The sequence below is a fragment of the Pseudomonas sp. 32_A genome (assembly GCF_017490905.1).
Taxonomy (GTDB): domain Bacteria; phylum Pseudomonadota; class Gammaproteobacteria; order Pseudomonadales; family Pseudomonadaceae; genus Aquipseudomonas; species Aquipseudomonas inefficax.
The window spans coordinates 22,485-45,316 of record NZ_JAFGYI010000045.1 but is presented as its reverse complement, the minus strand read 5'-3'; the positions used below and the strand labels follow the sequence as shown (position 1 = coordinate 45,316).

At 63.4% G+C, this 22,832-nt stretch carries 23 protein-coding genes; 9 read left to right on the top strand and 14 right to left on the bottom strand.

All coding sequences use genetic code 11. The features are described from left to right. A partial coding sequence (locus J5M58_RS28035) for a hypothetical protein (RefSeq protein ID WP_243432457.1) occupies window positions 1–80 on the top strand: 80 nt, incomplete at its 5' end. Between the two features lie 180 nt (window positions 81–260). On the opposite strand, the gene J5M58_RS22110 is transcribed toward J5M58_RS28035, so the two are convergent. Further along, window positions 261–1,580, bottom strand: coding sequence for a hypothetical protein (locus J5M58_RS22110; protein WP_207879614.1), 1,320 nt, complete (start codon window positions 1,578–1,580; stop codon window positions 261–263). 204 nt (window positions 1,581–1,784) lie between these two features. Between J5M58_RS22110 and J5M58_RS22105 the strand changes: the two genes are divergently transcribed. Further along, a complete protein-coding gene (locus J5M58_RS22105; protein ID WP_112252761.1) occupies window positions 1,785–2,984 on the top strand; it encodes a sugar transporter in 1,200 nt (399 codons plus the stop codon). Window positions 2,985–3,156: 172 nt separating this feature from the next. Here the strand turns inward: J5M58_RS22105 and J5M58_RS22100 are convergent, their stop codons facing one another. From J5M58_RS22100 to J5M58_RS22090, 3 genes are read right to left on the bottom strand one after another with little or no spacing between them, the layout of a single operon-like run. Further along, window positions 3,157–3,741 carry a LysE family translocator gene (locus tag J5M58_RS22100; RefSeq protein ID WP_112252760.1) on the bottom strand — a complete coding sequence of 195 codons (585 nt, stop codon included), beginning with the start codon at window positions 3,739–3,741 and terminating at the stop codon, window positions 3,157–3,159. Window positions 3,742–3,791: 50 nt separating this feature from the next. Next, complete coding sequence (locus J5M58_RS22095) at window positions 3,792–4,622, bottom strand: AraC family transcriptional regulator (protein WP_112252759.1); 831 nt, start codon at window positions 4,620–4,622, stop codon at window positions 3,792–3,794. A gap of 47 nt (window positions 4,623–4,669) precedes the next feature. Then, window positions 4,670–5,593: a LysR family transcriptional regulator gene (locus J5M58_RS22090; protein WP_207879611.1), complete on the bottom strand. Its 924-nt coding sequence runs from the start codon at window positions 5,591–5,593 to the stop codon at window positions 4,670–4,672. A gap of 104 nt (window positions 5,594–5,697) precedes the next feature. Here J5M58_RS22090 and nfsB point away from each other — a divergent pair, with 104 nt between their 5' ends. From nfsB to J5M58_RS22075, 3 genes are all read left to right on the top strand, one after another. Further along, window positions 5,698–6,351 carry an oxygen-insensitive NAD(P)H nitroreductase gene (nfsB, locus tag J5M58_RS22085; protein ID WP_196181983.1) on the top strand — a complete coding sequence of 218 codons (654 nt, stop codon included), beginning with the start codon at window positions 5,698–5,700 and terminating at the stop codon, window positions 6,349–6,351. Window positions 6,352–6,501: 150 nt separating this feature from the next. Beyond that, window positions 6,502–6,951, top strand: a complete 450-nt coding sequence (locus J5M58_RS22080; protein ID WP_207879609.1) for an antitoxin Xre/MbcA/ParS toxin-binding domain-containing protein — start codon at window positions 6,502–6,504, stop codon at window positions 6,949–6,951. Beyond that, window positions 6,948–7,385 carry an RES family NAD+ phosphorylase gene (locus J5M58_RS22075; protein WP_015270851.1) on the top strand — a complete coding sequence of 146 codons (438 nt, stop codon included), beginning with the start codon at window positions 6,948–6,950 and terminating at the stop codon, window positions 7,383–7,385. Before J5M58_RS22080 ends, J5M58_RS22075 begins: the two co-directional genes overlap by 4 nt. Before the next feature lie 7 nt (window positions 7,386–7,392). On the opposite strand, the gene J5M58_RS22070 is transcribed toward J5M58_RS22075, so the two are convergent. After that, window positions 7,393–8,547, bottom strand: a complete 1,155-nt coding sequence (locus J5M58_RS22070) for a cysteine desulfurase family protein (RefSeq protein ID WP_207879607.1) — start codon at window positions 8,545–8,547, stop codon at window positions 7,393–7,395. Between the two features lie 194 nt (window positions 8,548–8,741). Then, window positions 8,742–9,668, bottom strand: a complete 927-nt coding sequence (locus J5M58_RS22065) for a LysR family transcriptional regulator (protein ID WP_112252756.1) — start codon at window positions 9,666–9,668, stop codon at window positions 8,742–8,744. A gap of 140 nt (window positions 9,669–9,808) precedes the next feature. Here J5M58_RS22065 and J5M58_RS22060 point away from each other — a divergent pair, with 140 nt between their 5' ends. The 3 genes from J5M58_RS22060 (at window position 9,809) to J5M58_RS22050 (ending at window position 13,310) form a co-directional block, all read left to right on the top strand. Continuing rightward, on the top strand, window positions 9,809–11,038 hold the full coding sequence (locus J5M58_RS22060) for an acyl-CoA dehydrogenase (RefSeq protein ID WP_112252755.1): 1,230 nt from the start codon (window positions 9,809–9,811) through the stop codon (window positions 11,036–11,038). 486 nt (window positions 11,039–11,524) lie between these two features. Next, window positions 11,525–12,925: a PAAR domain-containing protein gene (locus J5M58_RS22055; RefSeq protein ID WP_112252754.1), complete on the top strand. Its 1,401-nt coding sequence runs from the start codon at window positions 11,525–11,527 to the stop codon at window positions 12,923–12,925. After that, window positions 12,918–13,310 (top strand): hypothetical protein, encoded by a 393-nt coding sequence (locus J5M58_RS22050; protein WP_133295872.1) that lies wholly within the window; start codon window positions 12,918–12,920, stop codon window positions 13,308–13,310. Before J5M58_RS22055 ends, J5M58_RS22050 begins: the two co-directional genes overlap by 8 nt. 5 nt (window positions 13,311–13,315) lie before the next feature. On the opposite strand, the gene J5M58_RS22045 is transcribed toward J5M58_RS22050, so the two are convergent. The 7 genes from J5M58_RS22045 to ribBA all read right to left on the bottom strand — a co-directional run bounded on the left by J5M58_RS22045 (window position 13,316) and on the right by ribBA (window position 21,537). Next, the gene (locus tag J5M58_RS22045) at window positions 13,316–14,380 is read right to left on the bottom strand and encodes a TerC family protein (RefSeq protein ID WP_207879604.1); all 1,065 of its coding nucleotides are present in this window, start codon (window positions 14,378–14,380) and stop codon (window positions 13,316–13,318) included. Between the two features lie 321 nt (window positions 14,381–14,701). Then, window positions 14,702–16,009: a substrate-binding domain-containing protein gene (locus J5M58_RS22040; RefSeq protein WP_207879602.1), complete on the bottom strand. Its 1,308-nt coding sequence runs from the start codon at window positions 16,007–16,009 to the stop codon at window positions 14,702–14,704. Between the two features lie 157 nt (window positions 16,010–16,166). Further along, on the bottom strand, window positions 16,167–17,315 hold the full coding sequence (locus J5M58_RS22035) for an ABC transporter ATP-binding protein (RefSeq protein ID WP_133973602.1): 1,149 nt from the start codon (window positions 17,313–17,315) through the stop codon (window positions 16,167–16,169). A 17-nt stretch (window positions 17,316–17,332) separates the two neighbouring features. Then, window positions 17,333–18,139: an ABC transporter permease gene (locus tag J5M58_RS22030; RefSeq protein WP_112252750.1), complete on the bottom strand. Its 807-nt coding sequence runs from the start codon at window positions 18,137–18,139 to the stop codon at window positions 17,333–17,335. 6 nt (window positions 18,140–18,145) lie between these two features. Next, the gene (locus J5M58_RS22025) at window positions 18,146–19,063 is read right to left on the bottom strand and encodes an ABC transporter permease (RefSeq protein ID WP_015270844.1); all 918 of its coding nucleotides are present in this window, start codon (window positions 19,061–19,063) and stop codon (window positions 18,146–18,148) included. Then, window positions 19,060–20,085: an ABC transporter substrate-binding protein gene (locus J5M58_RS22020; RefSeq protein ID WP_025339643.1), complete on the bottom strand. Its 1,026-nt coding sequence runs from the start codon at window positions 20,083–20,085 to the stop codon at window positions 19,060–19,062. Before J5M58_RS22020 ends, J5M58_RS22025 begins: the two co-directional genes overlap by 4 nt. Window positions 20,086–20,415: 330 nt before the next feature. Further along, window positions 20,416–21,537: a bifunctional 3,4-dihydroxy-2-butanone-4-phosphate synthase/GTP cyclohydrolase II gene (gene ribBA / locus J5M58_RS22015; RefSeq protein WP_112252749.1), complete on the bottom strand. Its 1,122-nt coding sequence runs from the start codon at window positions 21,535–21,537 to the stop codon at window positions 20,416–20,418. 78 nt (window positions 21,538–21,615) lie between these two features. Here ribBA and J5M58_RS22010 point away from each other — a divergent pair, with 78 nt between their 5' ends. Further along, on the top strand, window positions 21,616–21,909 hold the full coding sequence (locus J5M58_RS22010; protein ID WP_112252748.1) for a DUF1330 domain-containing protein: 294 nt from the start codon (window positions 21,616–21,618) through the stop codon (window positions 21,907–21,909). 115 nt (window positions 21,910–22,024) lie between these two features. Here the strand turns inward: J5M58_RS22010 and J5M58_RS22005 are convergent, their stop codons facing one another. Beyond that, on the bottom strand, window positions 22,025–22,747 hold the full coding sequence (locus tag J5M58_RS22005; protein ID WP_207879599.1) for a pirin family protein: 723 nt from the start codon (window positions 22,745–22,747) through the stop codon (window positions 22,025–22,027). Window positions 22,748–22,832 lie beyond the last annotated feature (85 nt).

The window sequence follows — 22,832 nt, the reverse complement described above, 5'->3', positions numbered from 1 at the left end:
TCAACCAGGCTTTCGAGCGAATGATTGCCGGGGATGTGAAGTACCGGTTCGTCATCGACATGGCCACTTTGCAGGGCTGATTGGTTGCCTGTACCGGCCTCTTCGCGGGTGAACCCGCTCCCACAGGTATCGTGCAGGTTTCAGGGTCTGTGTTGAACCCTCCCACAGGGACTGCACAGACCTTGGCGTCTGTGATGTTCCCTGTGGGAGCGGGTTCACCCGCGAAGAGGCCGGTACAGGAAATGAAGAAGCTGGATCTGTTACCAGGCCAATGCCCTGTCCCAGCCTTTCCAGAACAACCACCGCCGTACCTCGCCATGCGCCCCGGTACCGATCTGCCAGGCCGGCCGCCCGCTGTCCAGGGCAATCACCGAAACGAACCCGGCATGGCTCGCCGCGACCAGCGTACGCCCGTCCGCACTGATATCCAGCGCACTGATGGTCGACCCCAGGTAATGCTGCCAATGCTCCACGCCATCCTCGCCAAATGCGCGCAGGTAACCATAGGCATCCCCCACGATATACTCACCGTCGCGCGCCACGCCGGCATACACCCGTGCGCCATCCTGTACCAGCGGGGTACGCGGGTCCTGGCTGTAGTAGTCGGTATCCAGCCCCGGCAAGTCGGCCACCCTGACGGCCTGCGTGGCACCGCTGTAGAAATGGCAGGCATTGACTATCAACTGGTCACCCGCGCGGTTGAACAGCGCAAAGTGCGGATACTCGCTGGCCGGGCCGATCGCCGCCACGGGTTTGAGTTGGTCATCCAGCACCAGGTGACGGCTGCCTTGCTCGCCAACCACGATCAACCGGCCATCCACCGATACCGCACCGTGCTCCATGCTCAGCCCGAGGCTGATGTCGTCGGGGTCGGTGCCTTCGTCCAGCTCGTCGAGCACTCGCGCCTGGTTCGGCAGCAGGCGGGTCGCGCCGTGGCGCGTCAGCAGGAAGATACCCTCGGCACTCACCAGCAGCACCCGCTGGCCATCCGGGAAGGGAATCAACGTGGTCGGTGTGGGCGGCAGGTCGAATGGCTCGAACGGGTAACCCGGCGGCAACCCCTCCAGCCCCGTGGGCCAGGCCAGGCGCAGCACCTGCGGGCCGCCCCAGCCATCGGTCACGCGTATGCCTTCGGCATTGGCCAGGGCGAAATAGCGGCGGGCCGGGCAGCGGCCGAAGTGATCGACGCCGATCACCGGGGTCACCCCCAGGTTGTCAATGCGCACCACCTGGCCCTTGTCATGCGGCATGCCGATGCGAGCCAGCAGGCTACCGTCCTCCAGCAGCAGGACATTGCCAATGCCTTGCCCGTGCTCCTTGATCAGCGGCAGCAACGGGTGGTGGGCGGGCGGCCAGGCTTCGCGGAAGGATTGCTGCTCGGAGGCTTCGATGCCAGGCCGGTTGGCTGCCTGCAGGGCTTGCAGCCAGGCATCGAGCAAATGCTCGGTGGCTTGTGGCAGGGGCTCTTCGAGGTCATCCCAGCCTTGCGCGCGGCCCTGCGCGACATAGTCGTTGACGGCCTGGGCATAGGCGGTGATTGCCTGCTGCCACTGTTGCTGCTGGGAGTGCTGCTGGTCCATGAGCGGATCGGGCTCCTTGTTGCATACGCGTTCGCACAAAGCGCGCATGTTACTCCTTCTGCCCGCCTCGCGGTTGTGAGCCCCCGGCTTGACGCGTACCATGCCGGGCATTCCTTCAAATAACAAAGCGTGCATCGACACCCCGGAACGCGGGTGGCTGATGTGCGTCCTGTTGCCATGCCTGCGGAGAAGCGGTTTTCACCCATGAACGGACCCATACCCACCAACATGCCACCCACGGCGGGTAGCGGCAGCTGGCTGAGCGTCGTTGCCCTGGCCCTGGCGGCCTTCATCTTCAACACCACCGAGTTCGTCCCGGTGGCGCTGCTCAGCGACATCGGCCGCAGCTTCGACATGAGCACCGCGCAGGTCGGCCTGATGCTGACCATCTACGCCTGGGTGGTGGCGCTGGCCTCGCTGCCGATGATGCTGTTGACCCGCAACATCGAGCGGCGGCGGCTGTTGCTGTTCGTGTTCCTGGTGTTCATCGTCAGCCATATGCTGTCGTGGTTGTCACAGAGCTTTGCCATGTTGCTGGTCAGCCGTATCGGTATTGCCCTGGCGCATGCGGTGTTCTGGGCCATCACCGCCTCCCTGGCGGTACGCGTGGCGCCGCCGGGTCAGCAGGCCAAGGCGCTGGGCCTGCTGGCCACCGGCACCACCCTGGCCATGGTCCTTGGCATCCCGCTTGGCCGCGTGGTGGGCGAAGCGCTGGGCTGGCGCATCACCTTCCTGAGCATTGCCGGGGTGGCGCTGGCGACCATGCTGTGCCTGATGAAGTCGCTGCCGCTGCTGCCCAGCCAGAACTCGGGCTCGTTGCGCAGCCTGCCGATCCTGTTCAAGCGCCCTGCGCTGGTGATCACCTATGTGCTGGTGACGCTGGTGATTACCGCGCAGTTCACCGCCTACAGCTACATCGAGCCGTTCGCGCTGCACGTGGCGCAGATAGGCGGTGAGCGCACCACGCTGTTGCTGCTGTTGTTCGGCGGTGCCGGGGTGTTTGGCTCGTTGCTGTTCAGCCGTTACAGCGACCGCTTCCCGCATGGCTTCCTGGTGGGCTCGATCGGCCTGCTGGCGGCGTGCCTGTTGCTGCTGTTGCCGCTGTCGGGCAACTTCTACATGTTCGCTGCATTGAGCATGTTCTGGGGGGTGGCAATCCTCAGCTTCAGCCTGTCGCTGCAGTCCAAGACCCTGAAGCTGGCGTCCGATGCCACCGATGTGGCCATGGCGCTGTTCTCGGGAATCTACAACATCGGCATTGGCGGTGGCGCCTTGCTGGGCAGTATCGTCAGCAGCCAGTCGGATGTGGCGGATATCGGCCTGGTAGGCGGTAGTGTGGCGGTGGCCGGGTTGCTGCTGGCCGTTGCCAGCACCCGACGGTTCCGCGAGGCGCTGACGCACTGATCTGGGGCTGGCGCGTTCTTTGTAGGAGCGGCCTTGTGTCGCGATGGGGCGCGCAGCGGCCCCGGATTTCAGCGTTACAACGGATATCGCCGGGGGCCGCTGCGCGCCCCATCGCGACACAAGGCCGCTCCTACAGGCTCTCTGCAGGCCTGTGGGAACACCTGTTTCAGGCTCAAGCCAGTACAGCAGCCCACGCAGAAATCAACAACACCCCCGCCAACACCTGGTTGAACACCCGCAACCGCCGCGGTGCCTGCAACCATCGCGCGCTGCCCATCCCCAGCAGCGCCCACGCCGCCATGCATGGCAGGGCAATCAGCAAGAACACCAGCGCCAGTTGCCATACCGGCAACGACGGCGCGGCAAACACTCCGACCACCGCCACGGCCATCAACCACACCTTGGGGTTCACCACCTGCAACGAGGCCGCACTGAGTGCACTGAAGCCTTGCGCCGTGGCCGCCTGCAGCGGGGCGGCAGCACTGCGCAGCATCTTCCACGCCAGCCAGCTCAACCACAAAACCCCGGCCCAGCTCATCAACTGCTGGGCCAGCGGGTGGCGCAGCAGCAGTTCACCCAGCCCCAGGCCCACCATCAGCACGATCGCCGCTGCTGCGCCGCAGGCCGCCACGATCGGCGCCAGGCTCGCGCGCAGGCCAACGCGGGCGCCATGGGCGAGTATCAACAGGTTGGTCGGCCCCGGGCTGATGCTGGACACCAGGGCAAACAGGATGAAGGGCAACAACGACTGCGACATGATCAAGGGCTCCGGATAAACGAAGCACCATGCTCGCTGCCCGCAGCCTTTCAGTCTGGAAGGTTTGAGCAGCGCCTGCGGTAGTCGGCCGGGGTCAGCTGGTAGGCACGGCGGAACCAGCGCCCCAGGTGGCTCTGGTCGGCAAAGCCCAGGGCCATGGCCACTTCGGTGGGTGTCTGGCCCCGGGCGAGCAGGCGCCGCGCCCGGGCCAGGCGCAGCTGGATCAGATAGGCATGTGGCGCCAGGCCGAATGCGGCCTTGAACGCGCGGGTCAGGCGGAAGCGGTCGATGCCACAGGCCTGGGCCAGGTCTTCCAGGCCGATGTCGCGCTCCAGGTTGGCGTGCAGGTAATCCCGCGCGCGCTGCGCGGTCAGCGGTAGGCGCGGGTCCGGGTTCAGGCGTCGGCGCCAGTGCAGGTGGCGGGTCAGGCAGGTCAGCAGGTCGTCCATGGCCGTCTGCCGGACTATGCGCAAGTCCTGGGTATGCACGGCCTGGAAGGCGAGGGCAGTGGCACGCGCCAGGCGCTCATCGTGGCACAAGGTATCGGCGAAGCTGGGCAGGCTGTCGCCCGGCGCGTGTTCGAACAGTGCCCGCAGTTGGCTGTCCACCCAGGTGGGTTCCAGGTACAGGGTCGAATAGGTGAAGCCGTCCTCGGTGGGCGCATGGCCGTCATGGATTTCACCGGGCTCCAGCAGAAATACGTGCCCCGGCGTGCTGCGATGGCGTACTCGCCGGCAATCGAATTGCTGCACACCTTGCTCGGTAACGCCAACCAGGAAGCTGTCGTGCCAGTGCGGGTCGTAGGCATGCCCGACGAAATGCGCGCGGACCGACTCGATGCCGGTGTCGGCGTCTTGCTTGAGGTCGATCCAGTTGCTCATGGGGGCGTGCCGTGGCAGAAATCGCTACCTTAGCGCAGTGGCCAGGCTCAGTCTGGAACGATTGTGCAGCCGTTGGTCAACGCTCGGTTGCGCAAGGCTTCGAAGCGTTCGCGCAGCCACAGGTGCAGTTGCGCCACCGCGGGCGTGAGCTGCTTGCGGTGCGGGCACACCAGGGTGACCGGTGCGGGTTCACCGAGGTGCTCGGGGAGGATGATTTCCAGCTCGCCGGCGGCGATGTTGGCGCTCACGTCCAGCCACGACTTGTAGACAATGCCTTCGCCCTGCAAGGCCAGGCGGCGGATCACGTCGGCATCGTCGCTGACCAGTGGCCCGCGCACCTGCACGGTGCGGTTGCCCACTCGCCACTTGTCGTAGACCCGGTTGTGCTGCATGTACAGCAGGCAGGCGTGCTGCTGCAGGGCATCGGGCGTGAGCGGGCGGCCATTACGGGCCAGGTAGTCGGGCGCGGCCACCAGCACCCGGCGGTTCCAGTCGGCCAGTGGCAGGGCAATGTAGTTGGCGTCCTGGTTGAGGCCATAACGGATCGCCACGTCTACCGGGTCGCGGTTGAGGTCGGCGATCTGGTCGGACAGAAGAAAGCGCAGGTGCAAGGCCGGGTGCTCGCGACGGAAGGCGCTCAACCACGGCAGCAACATGTTGCGGCCCAAGTCGGACGGTGCCGATACCTGCAGGGTGCCGCGCAGGGTGTTGGCGTTGCCATGCAGGTCTTCACGCCCCTGACGCAGGCTCTCCAGCACATTCAGGGCAGTCGGCAGGTACAACTCGCCTTCGGCGGTCAGGCGCAGGCTGCGGGTGGTGCGGGCGAACAGGCGCACGTCCAGGTCGCGCTCCAGGCGCTTGATCGCGGCGGCCACTTGGCCCGGCAGCAGTTCAGCCTCGTGGGCGGCGGCGGTAAAGCTGCCCAGCACGCTGCTGCGGACGAACAGTTCGAGGTCGGCGATGCGCAGCATTTTCACTCCTGGGATGAAAGTGTTGCTCCATTGTGCCGGTTTTTCTTTTCTGCAGGAAAGATAAGATGCTTGGCAAATCCCCTGTTCATTCCCGGAGTTGTTGCATGGATACCGTCTCGCTGGCCAAGCGCCGTTACACCACCAAAGCTTACGATGCCTCGCGCCGTATTCCCCAGGCCACTGTTGATGCTCTGCTCGAGCAACTGCGCCACAGCCCGTCCTCGGTCAACTCGCAGCCGTGGCATTTCATCGTTGCCGACAGCGCCGAAGGCAAGGCCCGCCTGGCCAAGAGCACCACAGAGCGCTATGCCTACAATTCGCCGAAGATCCTCGATGCCTCGCATGTGATCGTGTTCTGCACCCGCACCGAGATGACCGAAGCGCACCTCAATGCCGTGCTCGACCAGGAAGCTGCCGATGGCCGCTTCCGCGATGATCAGGCGCGTGCCGGGCAAAACCAGAGCCGCCGGCACTACGTCGACCTGCACCGCTTTGATCAGAAGGACGTGCAGCACTGGATGGAAAAGCAGACCTACCTGGCGTTGGGTACTGCCTTGCTGGGGGCTGCAGCACATGGGCTGGATGCCACGCCGATCGAAGGATTCGACAGCAAGATCCTCGATGCCGAGCTGGGCTTGCGCGAGCGTGGGTTCACCAGTGTGGTCATTCTCAGCCTGGGGTATCGCAGCGAGACGGACTTCAACGCTGGCTTGAACAAGTCGCGGTTGCCGGCTTCGCAGGTGTTCACCTTCTTGTGAGATTGCCCGGGGCCGCCCTGCGGCCCTTTCGCGACGCAAGGTCGCTCCTACAGGATGGCATCGCCTTCAAGACTTTCACAGGCCTCATGAACTGGCATATGTCCGGCATATGCCGCATACTTGTCGGCAAACGCCGGAAAGGAGAGAGCCATGCTTGCCGAAGTGCTTCGCGACAACGGTTACCACGAGTACCGGGCGCGCCTGCATGCACTGCTGGAAATCCCCGAACTCGCCAGTGACTTCGAAATCCACACCCGCATCACCGATGGCTTCGCTGCCACCTGGCTGGTGAAACTGACCGAACTCGGCGTGTTCACTCCCGTGGAGCGTGACCAGATCATTCCCTTGCGCACACTGAAAACCCGCATTGAACGTGACCAGCCACTGACCGTGGAAGAAAGTGACCGGCTGTTCCGCTCGGCCCATATCACCGCCATGGCCGAAGCCGTGTTCGGTGAGGCAGGCAAGGCCAAGCGCTGGCTGTCCAAGCCCAAGGAGCGCTTCTCGGGGCTTACGCCGATGCAGATGCTCACCACCCAGCAGGGCACCACCCAGGTCGAAGAGATGTTGCTGCAGATCGCCGAGGGCTTCGGCCTGTGATTCTGTGGCGTATCAGCGCCTATGCGGACTTGAGCGGAACGGGCGGCTTGCGTGTCAGCGGCCGCTGGCACCAGGCGGGCCGGCCAGTGGTATATGCCGCCACCAGCCCGGCCGGGGCGATGCTCGAGGTGCTGGTGCACCTGGAGATCGACCCTGAGGATTTCCCCACCACCATGCGGCTGCTGCGTATCGAGTTGCCTGACACCGTTTCGCAAGCGCAGTTGCCCGCCTTGCAGCCTGGCTGGTCAAGCCAGACCGAACTGACCCGGGGCCTGGGCAACCGGTTTCTGGATGAGTGCTCGGCATTGCTGCTGCCGGTGCCGAGCGCGATCATGCCCAGCACCACCAATTACCTGTTCAACCCGCGCCACCCGCAGGCAAACAGCGCCAGGCTCGAGGTCGAGGACTTCACCCCGGACAGCCGGCTGTTCTAGGGCGGCTTCACCAAAGTGCCGCTGACGCCGCTGTCAGCACCCGGCCAAACACTTCGAGCGCCTTGTCCACTTCAGCCTCGCTGGTGAAACGGCCGATGCTCAGGCGCACGCTGTTGCGTGCCTGGCATTCATCCAGCCCCAGCGCGAGCAGCACATGCGAGGCTGCATTGCTCGCCGAGTTGCAGGCCGAGGTGGTTGACAACGCCAGTTCGCTGGCCAGCGCCGCGCTGTTGAAACCCTTGCTGTCGATACACAGGTTCAGCGTATGGGGAATGCGTTGCTTGGCGCAGCCGTTGAGGGTAACGCCGGGCAGGGCCAGCAGGCCTTCGCGCAAGCGCCTGGCCAGTTGCTCGAGGCGCAGGTGTTCGCTGTCGCCGGGTTGGCCGGCCAGGGCAAAGGCGCTGCCCATGCCAGCAATCTGGTGGGTTGCCAGGGTGCCGGAGCGCAGGCCCTGCTCATGGCCGCCGCCGTGCATCTGCGCCCGCATCAGCGTGCGGGCGCGTGGCCCGACGTAGAGCGCACCGATGCCCTTGGGCCCATACACCTTGTGCGCCGAGAACGACATCAGGTCCACGGCCATCGTGCCCAGGTCAATGGCCAGTTTGCCCACCGCCTGCGCCGCATCCACGTGCAGCAGGGCACCGTGGGCACGTACCTGTTCGCCAGTTGCGGCAAAGTCGGTGATCGTGCCCAGCTCATTGTTGACCGCCATCAGCGACACCAGGCGGGTATCGGCGCGCAGCGCCGCCTGCACTGCAGCAGGCTGAATCAGGCCGGCGGCATCCGGTGCCAGGCGGGTGACAGCCCAGCCCTGGCGTTCCAGTTCTACCACCGTGTCGAGCACGGCCTTGTGTTCCAGCTGGCTGGTGATCAGGTGCCCGGGCTGGTCGAGGCCTTGAGCAATGCCCTTGAGCGCCAGGTTGTTGGACTCGGTTGCACCCGAGGTCCAGACCAATGCACCGGCCTGCGCGCCAACGCGTTCGGCCACTTGCTGGCGGGCCTGCTCCACAGTGTGGCGGGCTGCCTGACCGAAGGCATGGCCACTGGACGCAGGGTTGCCGAAGTTGGCCTGATTGCCAAGGCATGCGAGCATGGTTTCGATGACCCGGTCGTCGACCGGAGTGGTGGCGGCGTAGTCGAAGTAGAGCGGGGCGCTAGGCATTGTGGCGGGTCCGTTTCTGTCGCCGTCAAATCGGCGATCGTTGGAGCAAGCGTACCCGCTGCTTGAGAGATATTTTTCGCTTCCAGTGCGCTTATTCAAAAGATACGCAAGAAAATTTTCTCTCTAATGGCATTTAAGTGGAAATTTTTTCTCCGCTCCAGAAGCAGGCAAGCAAGGCCCCTCGTCAGCCATCCTCAGGACGGTTCCAAGGCCCTCTGTTCCTCGGCCACCACACGTTCGCACAACTCGGTGATTTGCTCGCGCATCCAGCGATTGGCCGGGTCCTGATCGGTGCTTTCGTGCCAGTACAGGTGTGTTTCCAGCGCAGGGACCTCCACCGGCAGTGGCTGGTAACGCAACTGATGGCGGCGAGCGAAGCGCTCGGGGACGGTCATCGCCATATCGGTCTGCTGCAACACCTGCGAGGCCATCAGGTAATGCTGCGAGCGCAAGGCGACCTTGCGCTGCACGCCCATCTTGCCCAGGGCCAGGTCGACATAGCCCAGGCCGTTGCGGCGGCTGGAGATATGGATGTGGGTCATGCCCAGGTAGTTGTCGAGGGTCAACTTGCTGTCGGCCAGCGGGTGGCCCTGGCGCAGGGCGCAGACATAGCGGTCTTGCATCAGTTTGACGTGGCGCACCTGCGGGTCGGTGTTCAACGGTGCGTCGATGGCGAAGTCCAGGCGGCCGGCGGCGAGTTCCTTGGTGGTCTCGCGGCGCTTGCACAAAAAGCTTTCGATCAGCACCGCCGGGGCCAGGCGGCGCAAGCGCTGGAACAGCGGCGGCAGGATCACCGCTTCGGTCAGGTCGGTCATGCTGATGCGGAAGGTCTTGTTGGCCTGTTGCGGGTTGAAGATGCGGCTTTCCTGCACCGAGGTGCGCAGCAGGGCCAGGGCATTGCGCACCGGGCCGATGATGTTCTGCGCCATGGGCGTGGGCACCATGCCTTGCGCGGTACGCACGAACAGCGGGTCATTGAATGTTTCGCGCAGCCGCGAGAGGGCGTTGGACACCGCCGGCTGGGTGATGCCGACGATCTGCCCGGCGCGGGTCAGGTTGGCTTCGGTGTAGATAGCATCGAACACGATGAACAGGTTGAGGTCGACCTTGCTGAGGTTCATGGGCGCCGCTCTTTGTTGGAATTATGGGTTGATCATATATCGCTTATGAATGTTTATACACGCGGAAAATAGACTAGGTGGATTGGGATATGCTGCTCTAGGCTCTGGCCCATGTACTCCGAACCGTGAAGGTAGCCCCGATGGATTTCGCCTATTCGCCCAAGGTCCAGGCATTGCGTGAGCGCGTCAGCGCGTTCATGGACGCCTATGTCTACCCCGCCGAGGCGGTGTTCGAGCGCCAGGTCGCCGAGGGTGACCGCTGGCAGCCCACCGCGATCATGGAAGAGCTCAAGGCCAAGGCCCGCGCCGAAGGGCTGTGGAACCTGTTCCTGCCCGAATCGGAATACGGTGCCGGCCTGAGCAACCTGGAATACGCCCCGCTGGCGGAAATCATGGGCCGTTCGTTGCTCGGCCCGGAGCCGTTCAACTGCTCGGCGCCGGACACCGGCAACATGGAAGTGCTGGTGCGCTATGGCAGCGAAGCGCAGAAGCGCCAGTGGCTGGAACCGCTGCTGCGTGGCGAGATCCGTTCGGCATTTGCCATGACCGAACCGGATGTGGCCTCCTCGGATGCCACCAACATGGCCGCCACTGCCGTGCGTGACGGTGACCAATGGGTAATCAACGGTCGCAAGTGGTGGACCTCCGGCGCTTGCGACCCGCGCTGCAAGGTGATGATCTTCATGGGCCTGTCCGACCCTGAAGGGCCACGCCACCAGCAGCACTCGATGGTGCTGGTGCCCACCGATGCGCCTGGAGTGAAGATTGTCCGCCCGCTGCCGGTGTTCGGCTATGACGATGCTCCCCATGGCCACGCCGAGGTGCTCTTCGAGAATGTGCGGGTGCCGTATGAGAACGTTATTCTCGGTGAGGGCCGTGGCTTCGAGATTGCCCAGGGGCGCCTTGGCCCCGGCCGCATCCATCACTGCATGCGCTCGATCGGCATGGCCGAGCGCGCGCTGGAACTGATGTGCAAGCGCTCGGTGGAGCGTACCGCCTTCGGCCGGCCACTGGCGCGTCTGGGCGGCAACGTCGACAAGATTGCCGACTCGCGCATGGAGATCGACATGGCCCGGCTGCTGACGCTGAAAGCGGCGTACATGATGGACACGGTCGGCAACAAGGTGGCCCGCAGCGAGATTGCGCAGATCAAGGTAGTGGCGCCGAACGTGGCACTGAAGGTGATCGACCGGGCTATCCAGATACATGGCGGGGCGGGGGTGAGTGGCGATTTCCCGCTGGCATACATGTACGCCATGCAGCGCACCTTGCGCCTGGCCGACGGGCCGGATGAAGTGCACCGGGCGGCGATTGGCAAGTATGAGATCGGCAAGTACGTGCCGGCGGAGATGTTGCGTAGCGGGCGGTGATTTTGCCGGCTTGTTCCGGCCTCTTCGCGGGCTTGCCCGCTCTCATAGAACTGCACATAACTCATTGAATTAGCAGGGACCCTGTGGGAGCGGCTTTAGCCGCGAACACCGGCGCAGCCGGTGCCATGCACCGCGTTGGATTCTTCGCGGCTAAAGCCGCTCCCACAGGGTACGAGGATCGCTTGCGAGTTCAGTTTTCTGTGCGATAGCGCAGCCCAAAGGGCTGGGCAATCTCCCACAGGTACTGTGCCGCCTCCAAGCTGTGCGTAATACCTGTGGGAGCGGGCAAGCCCGCGAAGAGGCCCTTGACGGTTCACTGCGTCTTTAGGTCCACCACCAGATCCTTGGCCGCCTTCGTCGCCAGCAGACCCATGAGCTTGCTCATCTCAGACTTTGTAAGAAACATCTGAATTTCGACTCAAGCCACTTGAGCCTCCCTTGCTGATGTTAGGTTTTCAACCTCAACCATGCACAGGGAGTTTGCATATGCGCACCAGTCTCGGGGGAAAAGGTCAGGCAGTAGATGGCGATGTCACCACAACGGGGGCCGTCTGTATTGCGACGGGCGCCGGATATCTTGACGAGGGCCGAATGGTGCTGCGCGAAGGTGATCGGACCACGCCATGCCCTCTCTGCGGGCAGGAGGGGATGGTCGCTGAAGGGGTGGACCACTTCATTTCCGATGGCCGCCGGGTGGCCATGGACGGTGCACTGGTAGTCTGTGGCTGTCCACCGGGCAGCAATCGGGTGGTCGCACCGTTGGATGAAGCATTTCCGCCCCTGCGTTCCCTTGCAGGGCGCGCGAATAGCCACTCTGCCGCGCCATCAGCCGCGGTCTACCCCGAACGTTTCTCCCAACCCGTAGCAGGTGCGTTGCCCGGAACCCTGGAGCCCGGGTTCTATGTAGTGCCTCGGCGCATGTCATTCGCACAGGTGCTGCTGCAACTGGCCGAGCACGATGCCACGTTGCCAATCTCCCGGCTGCAGCGGCTTAACCCGACGTTTGATCAAGGCTTCAAGGCGGGGGAAATCTTCGTTATCGGTGACCCTGACAATGGTGATGCTTGCACCCGCGAGGAAGGCCAGTTGATGGCGGCAGCGCAGCATGCACGCCGTGCGCTGGCGGTGCTCGATTTCGCCGAAGCGGACTTCATGATGGAGCATCAGGCCGAAATCGCCGGCTTGCTCAGTAATGCCAGCCAGTCCATGGGCGTGGGCAAGGACATGCTGGAGCAGGGGCTGAAGCAGGTCAGTCATACGCTGACCAGTATCGAACACCTGCATCAGCGCGAGTTTATGGAGCATGGCCATCTGAACAGCCAAAGTTTCTTTGCCGAACGGCGAAAACTGCTCCAGCAGCTGGATGGACAGTTGAAAGCGGCATTGCTTAACAAGCAGCTGAACCTAGGGAACTATGAACGGCTCAAGAAGAGCTTGAACATTTCGACCAAGAGCCTTGTGCACCACTGGTCGAAGGCCGGCGGGCCGGGGCAGATTCCGGGGTATGCGACGCATCTGGACAAGGTGGCGCGACTCAGCAAGTTTCTTGAGTACGGTGGCTACGCTGCGATTGGGTTGGGTGGGACTTCTTCGTATCTGAAAGTGCAAGAAGTTTGTCGGGCAGGGGAGACTGAGGATTGTAAAAAAGTCAGACTGACCGAGACGGGAGGTTTTGCTACTGGAACTGCCGGAGCAATGGCTAGCACTTTAGGAGCAAACCTCCTATCCGGAACAATTTGTGCCGCTGTTACAATGGGCTCGGCAGGTCTGGCTGCGCCGGTATGCGGCATTGTATTGGTGGGCGCCAGCGGCACGGCTGGGGGAGTGCTGGGCGGGAAGCTCGGTGAATCCGTGGGCGAGTTTATTTACGAGGCAACCAGTGATTGACATTACTGGCTGGCAACCACTTGCTAAAGTGGCGCTTCTATTAAGTCCTTTCGCTATCGCCATACCAGGACTAGTCCTTAGTGCTGTTTCAACGTTGACCAAAGATTATGACGTCGCCTGCTCGGCCATCACCAGTAACCCCTATTTTGAAAGCATCAAGCGTTATTGGGGTTGTGGGTCATTCAAGTGGCGCTGGATGACGCTATGTACGGCAAGTGGGTTAGTGGCATTTCCGTGGCTAGCGCTGCGAATGGGTCAACTGGATGCTGGCGAGCTAAATGCGTTTCCGAAGAAGCTTAAACGCAGGTTGAAAATTTCAGCCTGGCTAAACATGACTGGGTGCATCTGGATGGTGATTGTATGGGCGTTATTTAAGTTCAAGTAGGGGAGTCAGACCCGCATCTGCGGGTCATCCTCTTTCTGCCCGACTGTACGATCGGCATTTGCTGGGTGCTCGAGCGGCTGATCCACGACAGCCACCTTCTCCCCCCGCGTCTTGACCAACGAAACCACCACCCCACCCAGCAACAACCCGAACGTCACCCCCAGCGACAGCAACGCCGGCACCTTGCCGATCATCCCATGGTAGAAAATCTTGCAGCCAATAAAGATCAACACCAGCGCCAACGCGTACTTGAGGTACACAAACCGGTGCATCAACGCCGACAGCGCAAAGTACAGCGAGCGCAACCCGAGAATGGCGAAGATGTTCGAGGTATAGACAATGAACGGGTCTTGGGTAATCGCGAAGATCGCCGGCACGCTGTCCACGGCGAACACCAGGTCGGCCAGTTCGATCAGTACCAGTGCCAGGAACAACGGCGTGGCATAGCGCAGCGCCTTGCTGTGCCCTGGCGGGGTCTGGCGGATGAAAAAGTGCGAGCCGTGTATCTGGTCGGTGACCCGCATGTGCCGGCGCACGAACTTCAGGATCGGGTTGTTGGCCAGGTCGGGATGGCTGCCTTCCTTCGACAGCGCCATCTTCACCCCGGTAAACAGCAGGAAGGCTCCGAAGACATACAGCACCCAGGCGAAATTCTGCACCAGCGCCGCGCCCACGCCGATCATGATCGCCCGCAGGAACACCACCCCGAGGATGCCCCAGAACAGCACGCGGTGCTGGTAGCGGCGGGGGATGGCGAAATAGCTGAAGATCATCGCCATGACGAACACGTTGTCCATCGACAGCGACTGCTCGACCAGGAACCCGGTGTAGAACTCCAGCGCCGACTGCGCGCCCAACTGGTACCAGACCCCGGCGCCGAACAGCACGCCGACGCTGAAATAGCCCGAATACAGCAGCAGGCTCTCGCGCATTTCGATTTCCCGGTCGTGGCGGTGCAGCACGCCCAGGTCGAGTACCAGCAAACCGATGACGATGCCCATGAACAGCAGCCACAACCAGGCGCTGGTACCGAGGAACGGGGTGGTGAGGAATGTCTGCAGAGCTGTCATGAGCCCCTCCTTCAATGTCGACGTTGCATGGCAACAGTGATCCGACATGGCGGCCTGGCAGCCGTCAGAGGGGCCCGGTATCACATGGGCTTGAGCCTAGACCCGTTTGCCGGTGATGCCGAATGGGCAGCTGTTACATTTCTTTGCCAGGGCCGCCCTCAAGCGGACGGTCAGCGCGGTCGACTGTGGGAGCGGCCTTGTGTCGCGATAGGGCCGCAAGGCGGCCCCGGCAATTCTTCGGTGACAAGAAGATCCTGGGGGCGCTGCGCACCCCTTTCGCGACACAAGGCCGCTCCCACAGGGATATGTACTGCTTCAAGATCAATAAACCCACACTTCGACCCGGCGGTTCCGCAACCGCCCTTGCTCCAGTTCGTTCCCTGCCACTGGCAGTTCATCCCCCATCCCCGTCACCTCCAGCACCTCCACGCCATCGCGCGCCAGCTCGCGGCGCACCGCCTGGGCCCGCAGGCGGGAGAGCAGGGCGGCGCGACCGGGCGTTTCCTTGGGGTCGCCAAAGCCCACCAGCACCACCTTGCGCTGCAGCTTGCCCGCTTGGTGCAGGTAGTCGGCAACCCGCTGCACATCGCGAAGGGCCTTGTTGTCGAGGCTGGCGCTGCCTTCCTGGAAGCGGAAGTTCACGCTCAACCGCTGCGCCTGCTGGGCCAGGGTGCGATAGCGCGGGGGCATGTCGGCCTGGAGGGCTACAGGTTGGGCCTTGATCTGCTGCGAAACGAAACCCTGCTGGGCGACGATCGCCTGGCCCGCCGGGCTCTGGGTGAAATCGGCCAGCGCCTTGGCCTGGGGCTTGGGGTTGGCCGGCAGGTAGAAATACAGGCGCCGCGATAGCGGGTAATCCTCGCTGGCAACCAGTGCACGCTCCGGCAGCATGGCCGACGCGTCACCCTCGGCCACCGCCAGCACCTTTGCCCCGTGCACCGCCGCCAGGCTGCTGAAGCCGATGGCCTGGCGGTCGGCGCCCACTCGCGCGGCCAGCTCGTCGCTGGACTCGAAGCGTTGGGCCTTGGACGACAGTTCGCCGTGCTGGGGTTCCAGCACCAGCGCCTTGAAGGTCTCAAAGGTGCCGGAGCGGTCGTCACGAGCATAAAGGTGGATGGCCCCGCCGGAAACGCCCAATTGCTCCCAGCGCTGGATCTGCCCGGCAAAAATCCGTGCCAGTTGCCCCGTGGTGAGCCGTGGCAGCGGGTTGTCGGGGTGAACGATGACCGCGACGCCGTCCAGGCCGATGACCTGTTCGGCGGCAGCGGCACGCAGGTCGCCCAACGCCTGCAGTTGGCTTGCTTCGTTGTCGTTGATCGGCCGCGACGCGGCGGCAAGGTCGGCCTCGCCATGGCCCAGGGCGACGAAGCCGGTGCTGGAACCATGGGCTGCGATGTCGACGCGCAAGGGTTGGCCGTGTGCATCGATAGCGGTGATGACAGTCTCGTTGGCCCGCTTGCCCGGGTGTTGTTCGATGGCGGTGGCTTGCTGTGCGCGCAGTTGCCCTTGCACAAGCGCCGGCAGCAAGGCCGCGCCAATGGTGTTGGAGCCTTGCACACGCAGGTGCGCGGGCTCGGCCAGGGTCGCCAGCGGCAGCAAGGTGAGCAGCAAGACAAGCAGGCGAGGCATGCCGGAAGGCCTATGGCATAGAGTTGGCCGGCAGATTACGACAGTGGCGTGATGATAATGTGACGGTGTTGCTCACATCTTGAGTCGTGCAGCGCCTGGTAGATCGAGCGCCGCGCGGGCGGCGCTTGATCTGCCAGGCGTCGCAGTACTCAATATGTCAATGCGCCCCGGCGGACTTGCTCAGGTCACTTTCTGCCCACTCGGTATAAATGCACGCATCCGCCACCGCCCAGCGCACCTTCACAGTATCCCCCGGCTGCATCGGCATGCCCGCCGCCGACAAAGCCTTGACCGTCAGCTCGGTACCGCCTGCGGTCAGCACATGGCAGGTCTGGCTCTCGCCCAGGAACAGCACTTCGCCAACCTTGGCGCTGACCTCGTTCCACCCCGCCGGCAGCGGCTCGCGCGCGGCCTGTTCGGCGGTCAGGGCCAGGGCCTTTTCCGGGCGTACCATGATCAGCGCATCCTGCGAAGCGGCCAGGCCCGGGGTCAGGCGGATGGCCACCGGTTGGCCCTCGAAGCTGCCGGCGCCATTGCTGCTGGCCTTGATCCGCAGGAAGTTGGAGTTGCCCAGGAACGAAGCGACAAAGGCATTCGGCGGGTTCTGGTACAGGTCGTAACCGGTGCCCAGGCCAACGATCTTGCCATGGCTGAAGATGGCGATGCGCTGGGACAGGCGCATGGCTTCTTCCTGGTCGTGGGTGACGTAGACGATGGTGATGCCCAGGCGCCGGTGCAACTGGCGCAGTTCGTCCTGCAGGTCTTCGCGCAGTTTCTTGTCCAGCGCGCCGAGCGGTTCGTCCATCAGCAGGATGCGCGGTTCGTACACCAGTGCTCGGGCAATCGCCACGCGCTGCTGCTGGCCGCCGGACATCTGCGACGGCTTGCGGTGGGCAAATTTCTCCAGTTGCACCAGCTTGAGCATGGCGTCGACGCGCTTGCTGGTTTCGCTCGCGCCAAGCTTGCGAATGGCCAGCGGGAAGCCGATGTTGTCGCGCACGTTCAGGTGCGGGAACAGCGAATAGCGCTGGAACACCATGCCGATGTCGCGCTTGTGCGGCGGCACGTTGACCAGAGACTGGCCATCGACAAGGATCTCGCCGCTGCTCGGCGTTTCGAAGCCAGCCAGCATCGACAGGGTGGTGGACTTGCCCGAGCCGCTGGAGCCGAGGAAGGTCAGGAACTCGCCGTCCTGGATTTCCAGGTCGAGGTTATCCACGGCGGTGAAGTCGCCGTAGTGCTTGTTCAGGCCACGCAGGCTGACCAGGGTCTTGCCGTGCGCGTTGTCTTTGATCACTGCACTCATTGTTGTTTTCTCCGCGCTCAGGCGTTTTCGGTGCGCCGGCGCAAGGCGGCGGCAATGAACATGACAAGCAGCGACAGGCCGATCAGCAAGGTCGAGGCCACAGCGATGACCGGGCTGAGGTCCTGGCGCAGGGTGGTCCACATCTTCACCGGCAAGGTCTGCAGGTCGGGGCTGGCCATCATCACGCTCAGCACCACTTCATCCCATGAAACCAGGAAGGCGAACAGGCCGCCGGCGATCATCCCCGGGCGAATAGCCGGGAAGGTCACCTTGAAGATCGCCTGCAGGCGCGAGGCCCCGCAGATCACCGCGGCATCCTCGATCGACTGGTCGAACAGCTTCAGCGAGTTGATGATCGAGATGATGGTGAAGGGCAGGGCGACGATCACGTGGCTGGCCACGAAGGCGAACAGCGTGCCGGTGTAGCCAAGTTTGAGGAACAGCGCGTACACCGCCACGGCAATGATCACCAGCGGTACGATCATCGGCATGGTGAACAGCCCGTAAAGCAGCTCGCGGCCCGGGAAGCGGCCACGCACCAGGGCGAACGCGGTGGGCAGGCCAAGCAGCACGGCGGCGATGGTGGTCAGCACGGCCACCTTCAGGCTTGCCAGCGCGGCGTCCATCCACTCCGGGTTGGAGAAGAACTGGCCGTACCACTTGAATGTCCAGCCCGGTGGCGGGAACACCAGCCACTGCGACGAGCCGAACGACAGCAACACGATGAACACCACTGGCAGCAGCAGGAAGGCCGCGATAACCCCGGTGGTCAGGTACAGGCCCGTACGCAGCGGGCGGCCCATGGCATTGGGAGACAGGAGCATGGCGGTTTACCTCGCGTTGCCGACCGGGGATTCCGGCTGCAGCTTCAGGTACAGGTAGAAGAGCACCAGGGTGATCACCACCAGCAGTGCGGCGGCGGCACTGGCCAGGCCCCAGTTGAGGAACGACTGCACCTGTTGGATGATGAATTCGGGCAGCATCATGTTTTGCGCGCCACCCAGCAAGGCCGGGGTGACGTAGTAACCGAGCGACATCACGAACACCATCAGTGCCCCGGAGAACAGCCCCGAACGGCACAGCGGCAGGAACACCTTCCAGAAATTGGTCCACGGGCTGGCGCCGCAGATCGAGCCGGCCTGCAGCACCATCGGGTCGATGGCGTGCATGGTCGCCTGCAGCGGCAGCACGATGAAAGGGATCATGATGTAGCTCATGCCGATCACCACGCCGGTCAGGTTGTGCACCATTTCCAGCGGGGCATCGATGATGCCCATGGCCATCAACGCCTTGTTGATCACCCCCGAGCTCTGCAGCAGCACCAGCCACGAGTAGGTGCGCGCCAGCAGGCTGGTCCACATCGACAGCAGCACGATGTTCAGCAACCAGCGGCCCCAGCCCTTGGGCACCAGGGTAATTGCCCAGGCCAGCGGGAAGCCCAGCAGCACGCTGATCAGGGTGACCACGCCGGCCACCGAGAAGGTGTTGAACAGTACCCGCGCATAAGCCGAGTTGGCGAACAGCTGCTCGTAGTTGCCCAGGCCCGGCGTTGGCTCCAGCACCCCGCGCAGCAGCAGGCCGGCCAGCGGGGCAAAGAAGAACAGGCCAAGGAACAGCAGGGCCGGCAGCAAATTGCGGCTGCCTTTCCAGCGCTGGCTCAGGCTGACGCGGCGGGGGGCCGTTCCCGGGGCACCGGTGCCCGTGGGGGCACCTTGCGCGTTATGCAGGGCGTTGATGGCGACTTTCATTTGACCAACCACTCATTCCAGCGGGCTGCGATGGCCTGGCCGTTCTTGGCCCAGTAGGCGAAGTCGAGGGTGACTTGGTCCTGGGCGTAGGCGGTCGGCAGGTTCTGCGCCAGGTCTTTGTCCAGCTTGGCCACGCTGTCGACGTTCACCGGCGCGTAGGCGGTCTTGTTGGCGAACTCGGCCTGGCCTTCGGCGCTGCTGGCGTTGGCCAGGAACTTCATGGCAGCGTCCTTGTTCTTGGCACCTTTGGGGATGACCAGGAAGTCGGCCATGACCAGGTTCTGCTTCCAGCTCACGCCCACCGGTGCACCGTCTTGCTGCAAGGCATAGACGCGGCCGTTCCAGAACTGGCCGAGCGAGGCTTCACCCGAGGCCAGCAGTTGCTGCGACTGGGCTCCGCCGCCCCACCAGACGATGTCTTTCTTGATGGTGTCGAGCTTCTTGAAGGCGCGGTCCAGGTCCAGCGGGTAGAGCTTGTCGGGTGCTACGCCGTCGGCCAGCAGGGCCAGTTCCAGTACGCCCGGGCTGGGCCATTTGTACAGGGCACGCTTGCCGGGGTAGGTCTTGGTATCGAACAGTGCAGTCCAGTCCACCGGCTTGTTGGCGCCGAGTTTGCCTTCGTTGTAGCCGAGCACGAAGGAGAAGAAGAACGAGCCGACGCCATGATCGGAGACGAAGCGCGGGTCGATCTTGTCGCGCTTGATCTGGGTGAAATCGAGGGGTTCGAGCAGCCCTTCGCTGGCGGCACGCAGAGCAAAGTCGGCTTCGACGTCGACCACATCCCACTGCACGTTGCCGCTCTCGACCATGGCCTTGAGCTTGCCGTAGTCGGTAGGGCCGTCCTGGACGACCTTGATATCGGTAGCTTTGGTGAAGGGTGCGGCCCACGCTTCTTTCTGGGCGTCCTGGGTGGTACCGCCCCAGCTGACGAAGTTCAGGCTGTCGGCGGCCTGGGCGGCCTGACATGCCAGGGTCAGCAGGCTGGCGGACAGCACTGCGGTTACACGTTTGCTCAACAGCATGGTTACGCCCTCGTTGCTTTTTGTTATTCGAGGCGGGGCTTGTGGCGCGCCCGCCAACAGTGTTCGGGGAGCAGCTAAAACAAAGTGTCTTGTGGCCGTTTGTGATTGTAGATAGCGGCCTGCAGATTCAAGGTCTACGGGATATCATATTATGGTATTCCAAACTTTTCGCAAGAGGTATGAGGCTACCGGCCATCACTCCGTGCTTTCAGAAGCAGCGCGGGCCCTGTGGGAGCGGGTTCACCCGCGAATGCGATGGTGATGCCACCGGCGCATTCGCGGGTGAACCCGCTCCCACAGGGCCCGGCTAAATCAGTTGTTCATGGATTTTCAGCCGACCATTCCCGGCTCGAAGGGAATGCTCTGCACCACCTCCAGTTCATACCCCGCCAGCCCGGCATATTTCAGCGGCGGCCCCAGATGACGCAGCTTGCCCACGCCCAGGTCCTGCAAGATCTGCGCGCCGGTACCCACTTCCGAGTACACCTTCGATTGCCCACGCTGGTAAGGCCGCACCGGCTGGGTCAGCTGCGGCACGCGCTCAAGCAGCGCCTGCGAGGACTCATGGTTGGCCAGGATCACCACCACGCCGGCGCCTTCCTCGGCCACTTTCTGCAGCGCCGCCCAAAGCGTCCAGTTGGCGGGGCCGGCGTATTCGGCGCCAACCAGGTCGCGCAGCGGGTCGATCACGTGCACCCGCACCAGGGTCGGCTGCTCGCGGCGGATATTGCCCATGACCATGGCCATGTGTACGCCACCTTCGATGCGGTCTTCATAGGTGACCAGGCGGAAGGTGCCGTGCACGGTGGGCAGTTCGCGTTCGCCGATGCGCTTGATGGTCTGCTCGGTGCTCAGGCGGTAGTGGATGAGGTCGGCGATGGTGCCGATCTTGATGCCATGTCGGGCAGCGAACACCTCCAGGTCCGGGCGGCGGGCCATGGTGCCGTCGTCGTTGAGCACTTCGACGATCACCGACGCCGGAGTGAACCCGGCCAGGCGCGCCAGGTCGCAGCCGGCTTCAGTATGGCCGGCGCGGGTCAGCACTCCGCCTTCGCGGGCGCGCAGGGGGAAGATGTGGCCGGGTTGCACCAGGTCTTCAGGGCGGGCACTGGGGGCCATGGCCGCCGCCACTGTACGCGCCCGGTCGGCAGCGGAAATACCGGTGGTAACGCCCGTGGCTGCCTCGATCGAAACAGTGAAGGCGGTGCTGAACACGCTGCCGTTGGCCGGCACCATCTGCTCCAGGCCCAGGCGTTGGCAGTGTTCGTCGGTCAGGGTCAGGCAGATCAGCCCGCGCGCTTCACGGGCCATGAAGTTGATGGCCTGGGCGTCGCAACGCTCGGCGGCGATCAGCAGGTCGCCTTCGTTTTCCCGGTCCTCGTCATCCACCAGCAGGACCATCTTGCCTTGCCGGTAGTCCTCGAGAAGTTCTTCGATGGTGTTGAAAGCCATGTTGCACGCTCACTGTGGCGGGGTGATTATTATGGTATACCATCATACACAATTATCGTCGTAACAGGAGAGGAGCGCATGAAGGCCTATTGGATCGCCCATGTGGACGTGACCGACCCCGAGCAATACCAGCAGTACACCCAGCGCGCCCCGGCTGCCTTCAAGGCATTCGGCGGCCGTTTCCTGGCCCGTGGCGGGCGTAGCGAGGCAGTGGAAGGGCGGCCTACCCCTCAGCGTAGCGTGGTGATCGAGTTCGATTCGTACGAGCAGGCGCTGGCGTGTTACCGGTCCGCGTTGTACCAGGAGGCTTGCAGCCATCGTCAGGGGGTGGCGAAGGCTGAGGTGATCATCGTCGAAGGGTTCGAGCCCTGAGTTGGATTTGCCGGCCTCTTCGCGGGTAAACCCGCTCCCACAGGGACGCCACAGATTCCAAAGACTGCGGTGTCCCTGTGGGAGCTGGTTTACCCGCGAAAGGGCCGGACCTGCCTTATGGCATGCCAGGTAGTTCATGCGGCCGCAGGTCAAACACCAGCACCTCGGCATCCACCCCATTGCCCAGCTCCAGCACTTGTTCCTGCCTCACCCGCACCCCATCCCCTTCATTCAACACTTGCCCATTGAGCTCGATGCTGCCCCGGGCCACATGCACATAAGCATGGCGGTTTTCCGGCAAGGTCAGGGTGGCACGCTCGTCACCGTCGAACAGACCGGCATGCACTCGCGCGTTCTGCCGCACCTGCAATGACCCCTCGGCGCCATCCGGCGAAATGATAAGGCGCAGCTTGCCGCGCTTTTCCTCGGCACTGAAATGCTGTTGCTGGTAACGCGGCGTGGCGCCTTGTACGTTCGGCACGATCCAGATCTGCAGGAAGTGCACCGGCTGCACCTGGCTGTGGTTGAACTCGCTGTGGGCCACGCCGTGGCCAGCGCTCATCAGCTGCACATCGCCCGGGCGGATCACCGAGCCGGTGCCCAGCGTGTCCTTGTGCTCCAGCGCGCCTTCCAGCACGTAGGAGAAAATTTCCATGTCGCGGTGCGGGTGTTGACCAAAGCCTTCGCCGGGGATGACGCGGTCGTCGTTGATCACCAGCAGGTCGGAAAAACCTTGCTCGTCCGGGGTGCGGTAGTGGCCGAAGGAGAAGGTGTGGAACGATTTCAGCCAGCCATGGAAGGCCAGGCCGCGGTCTTTGGCGCTACGGACGGTAAGCATGGTGATTCTCCTTGAATGCCGGGGCCGTTAGGGCTGCCGTGCTGTCTATGGAGATAACTTTACTGTCATCAGAAACCTTAAAAAA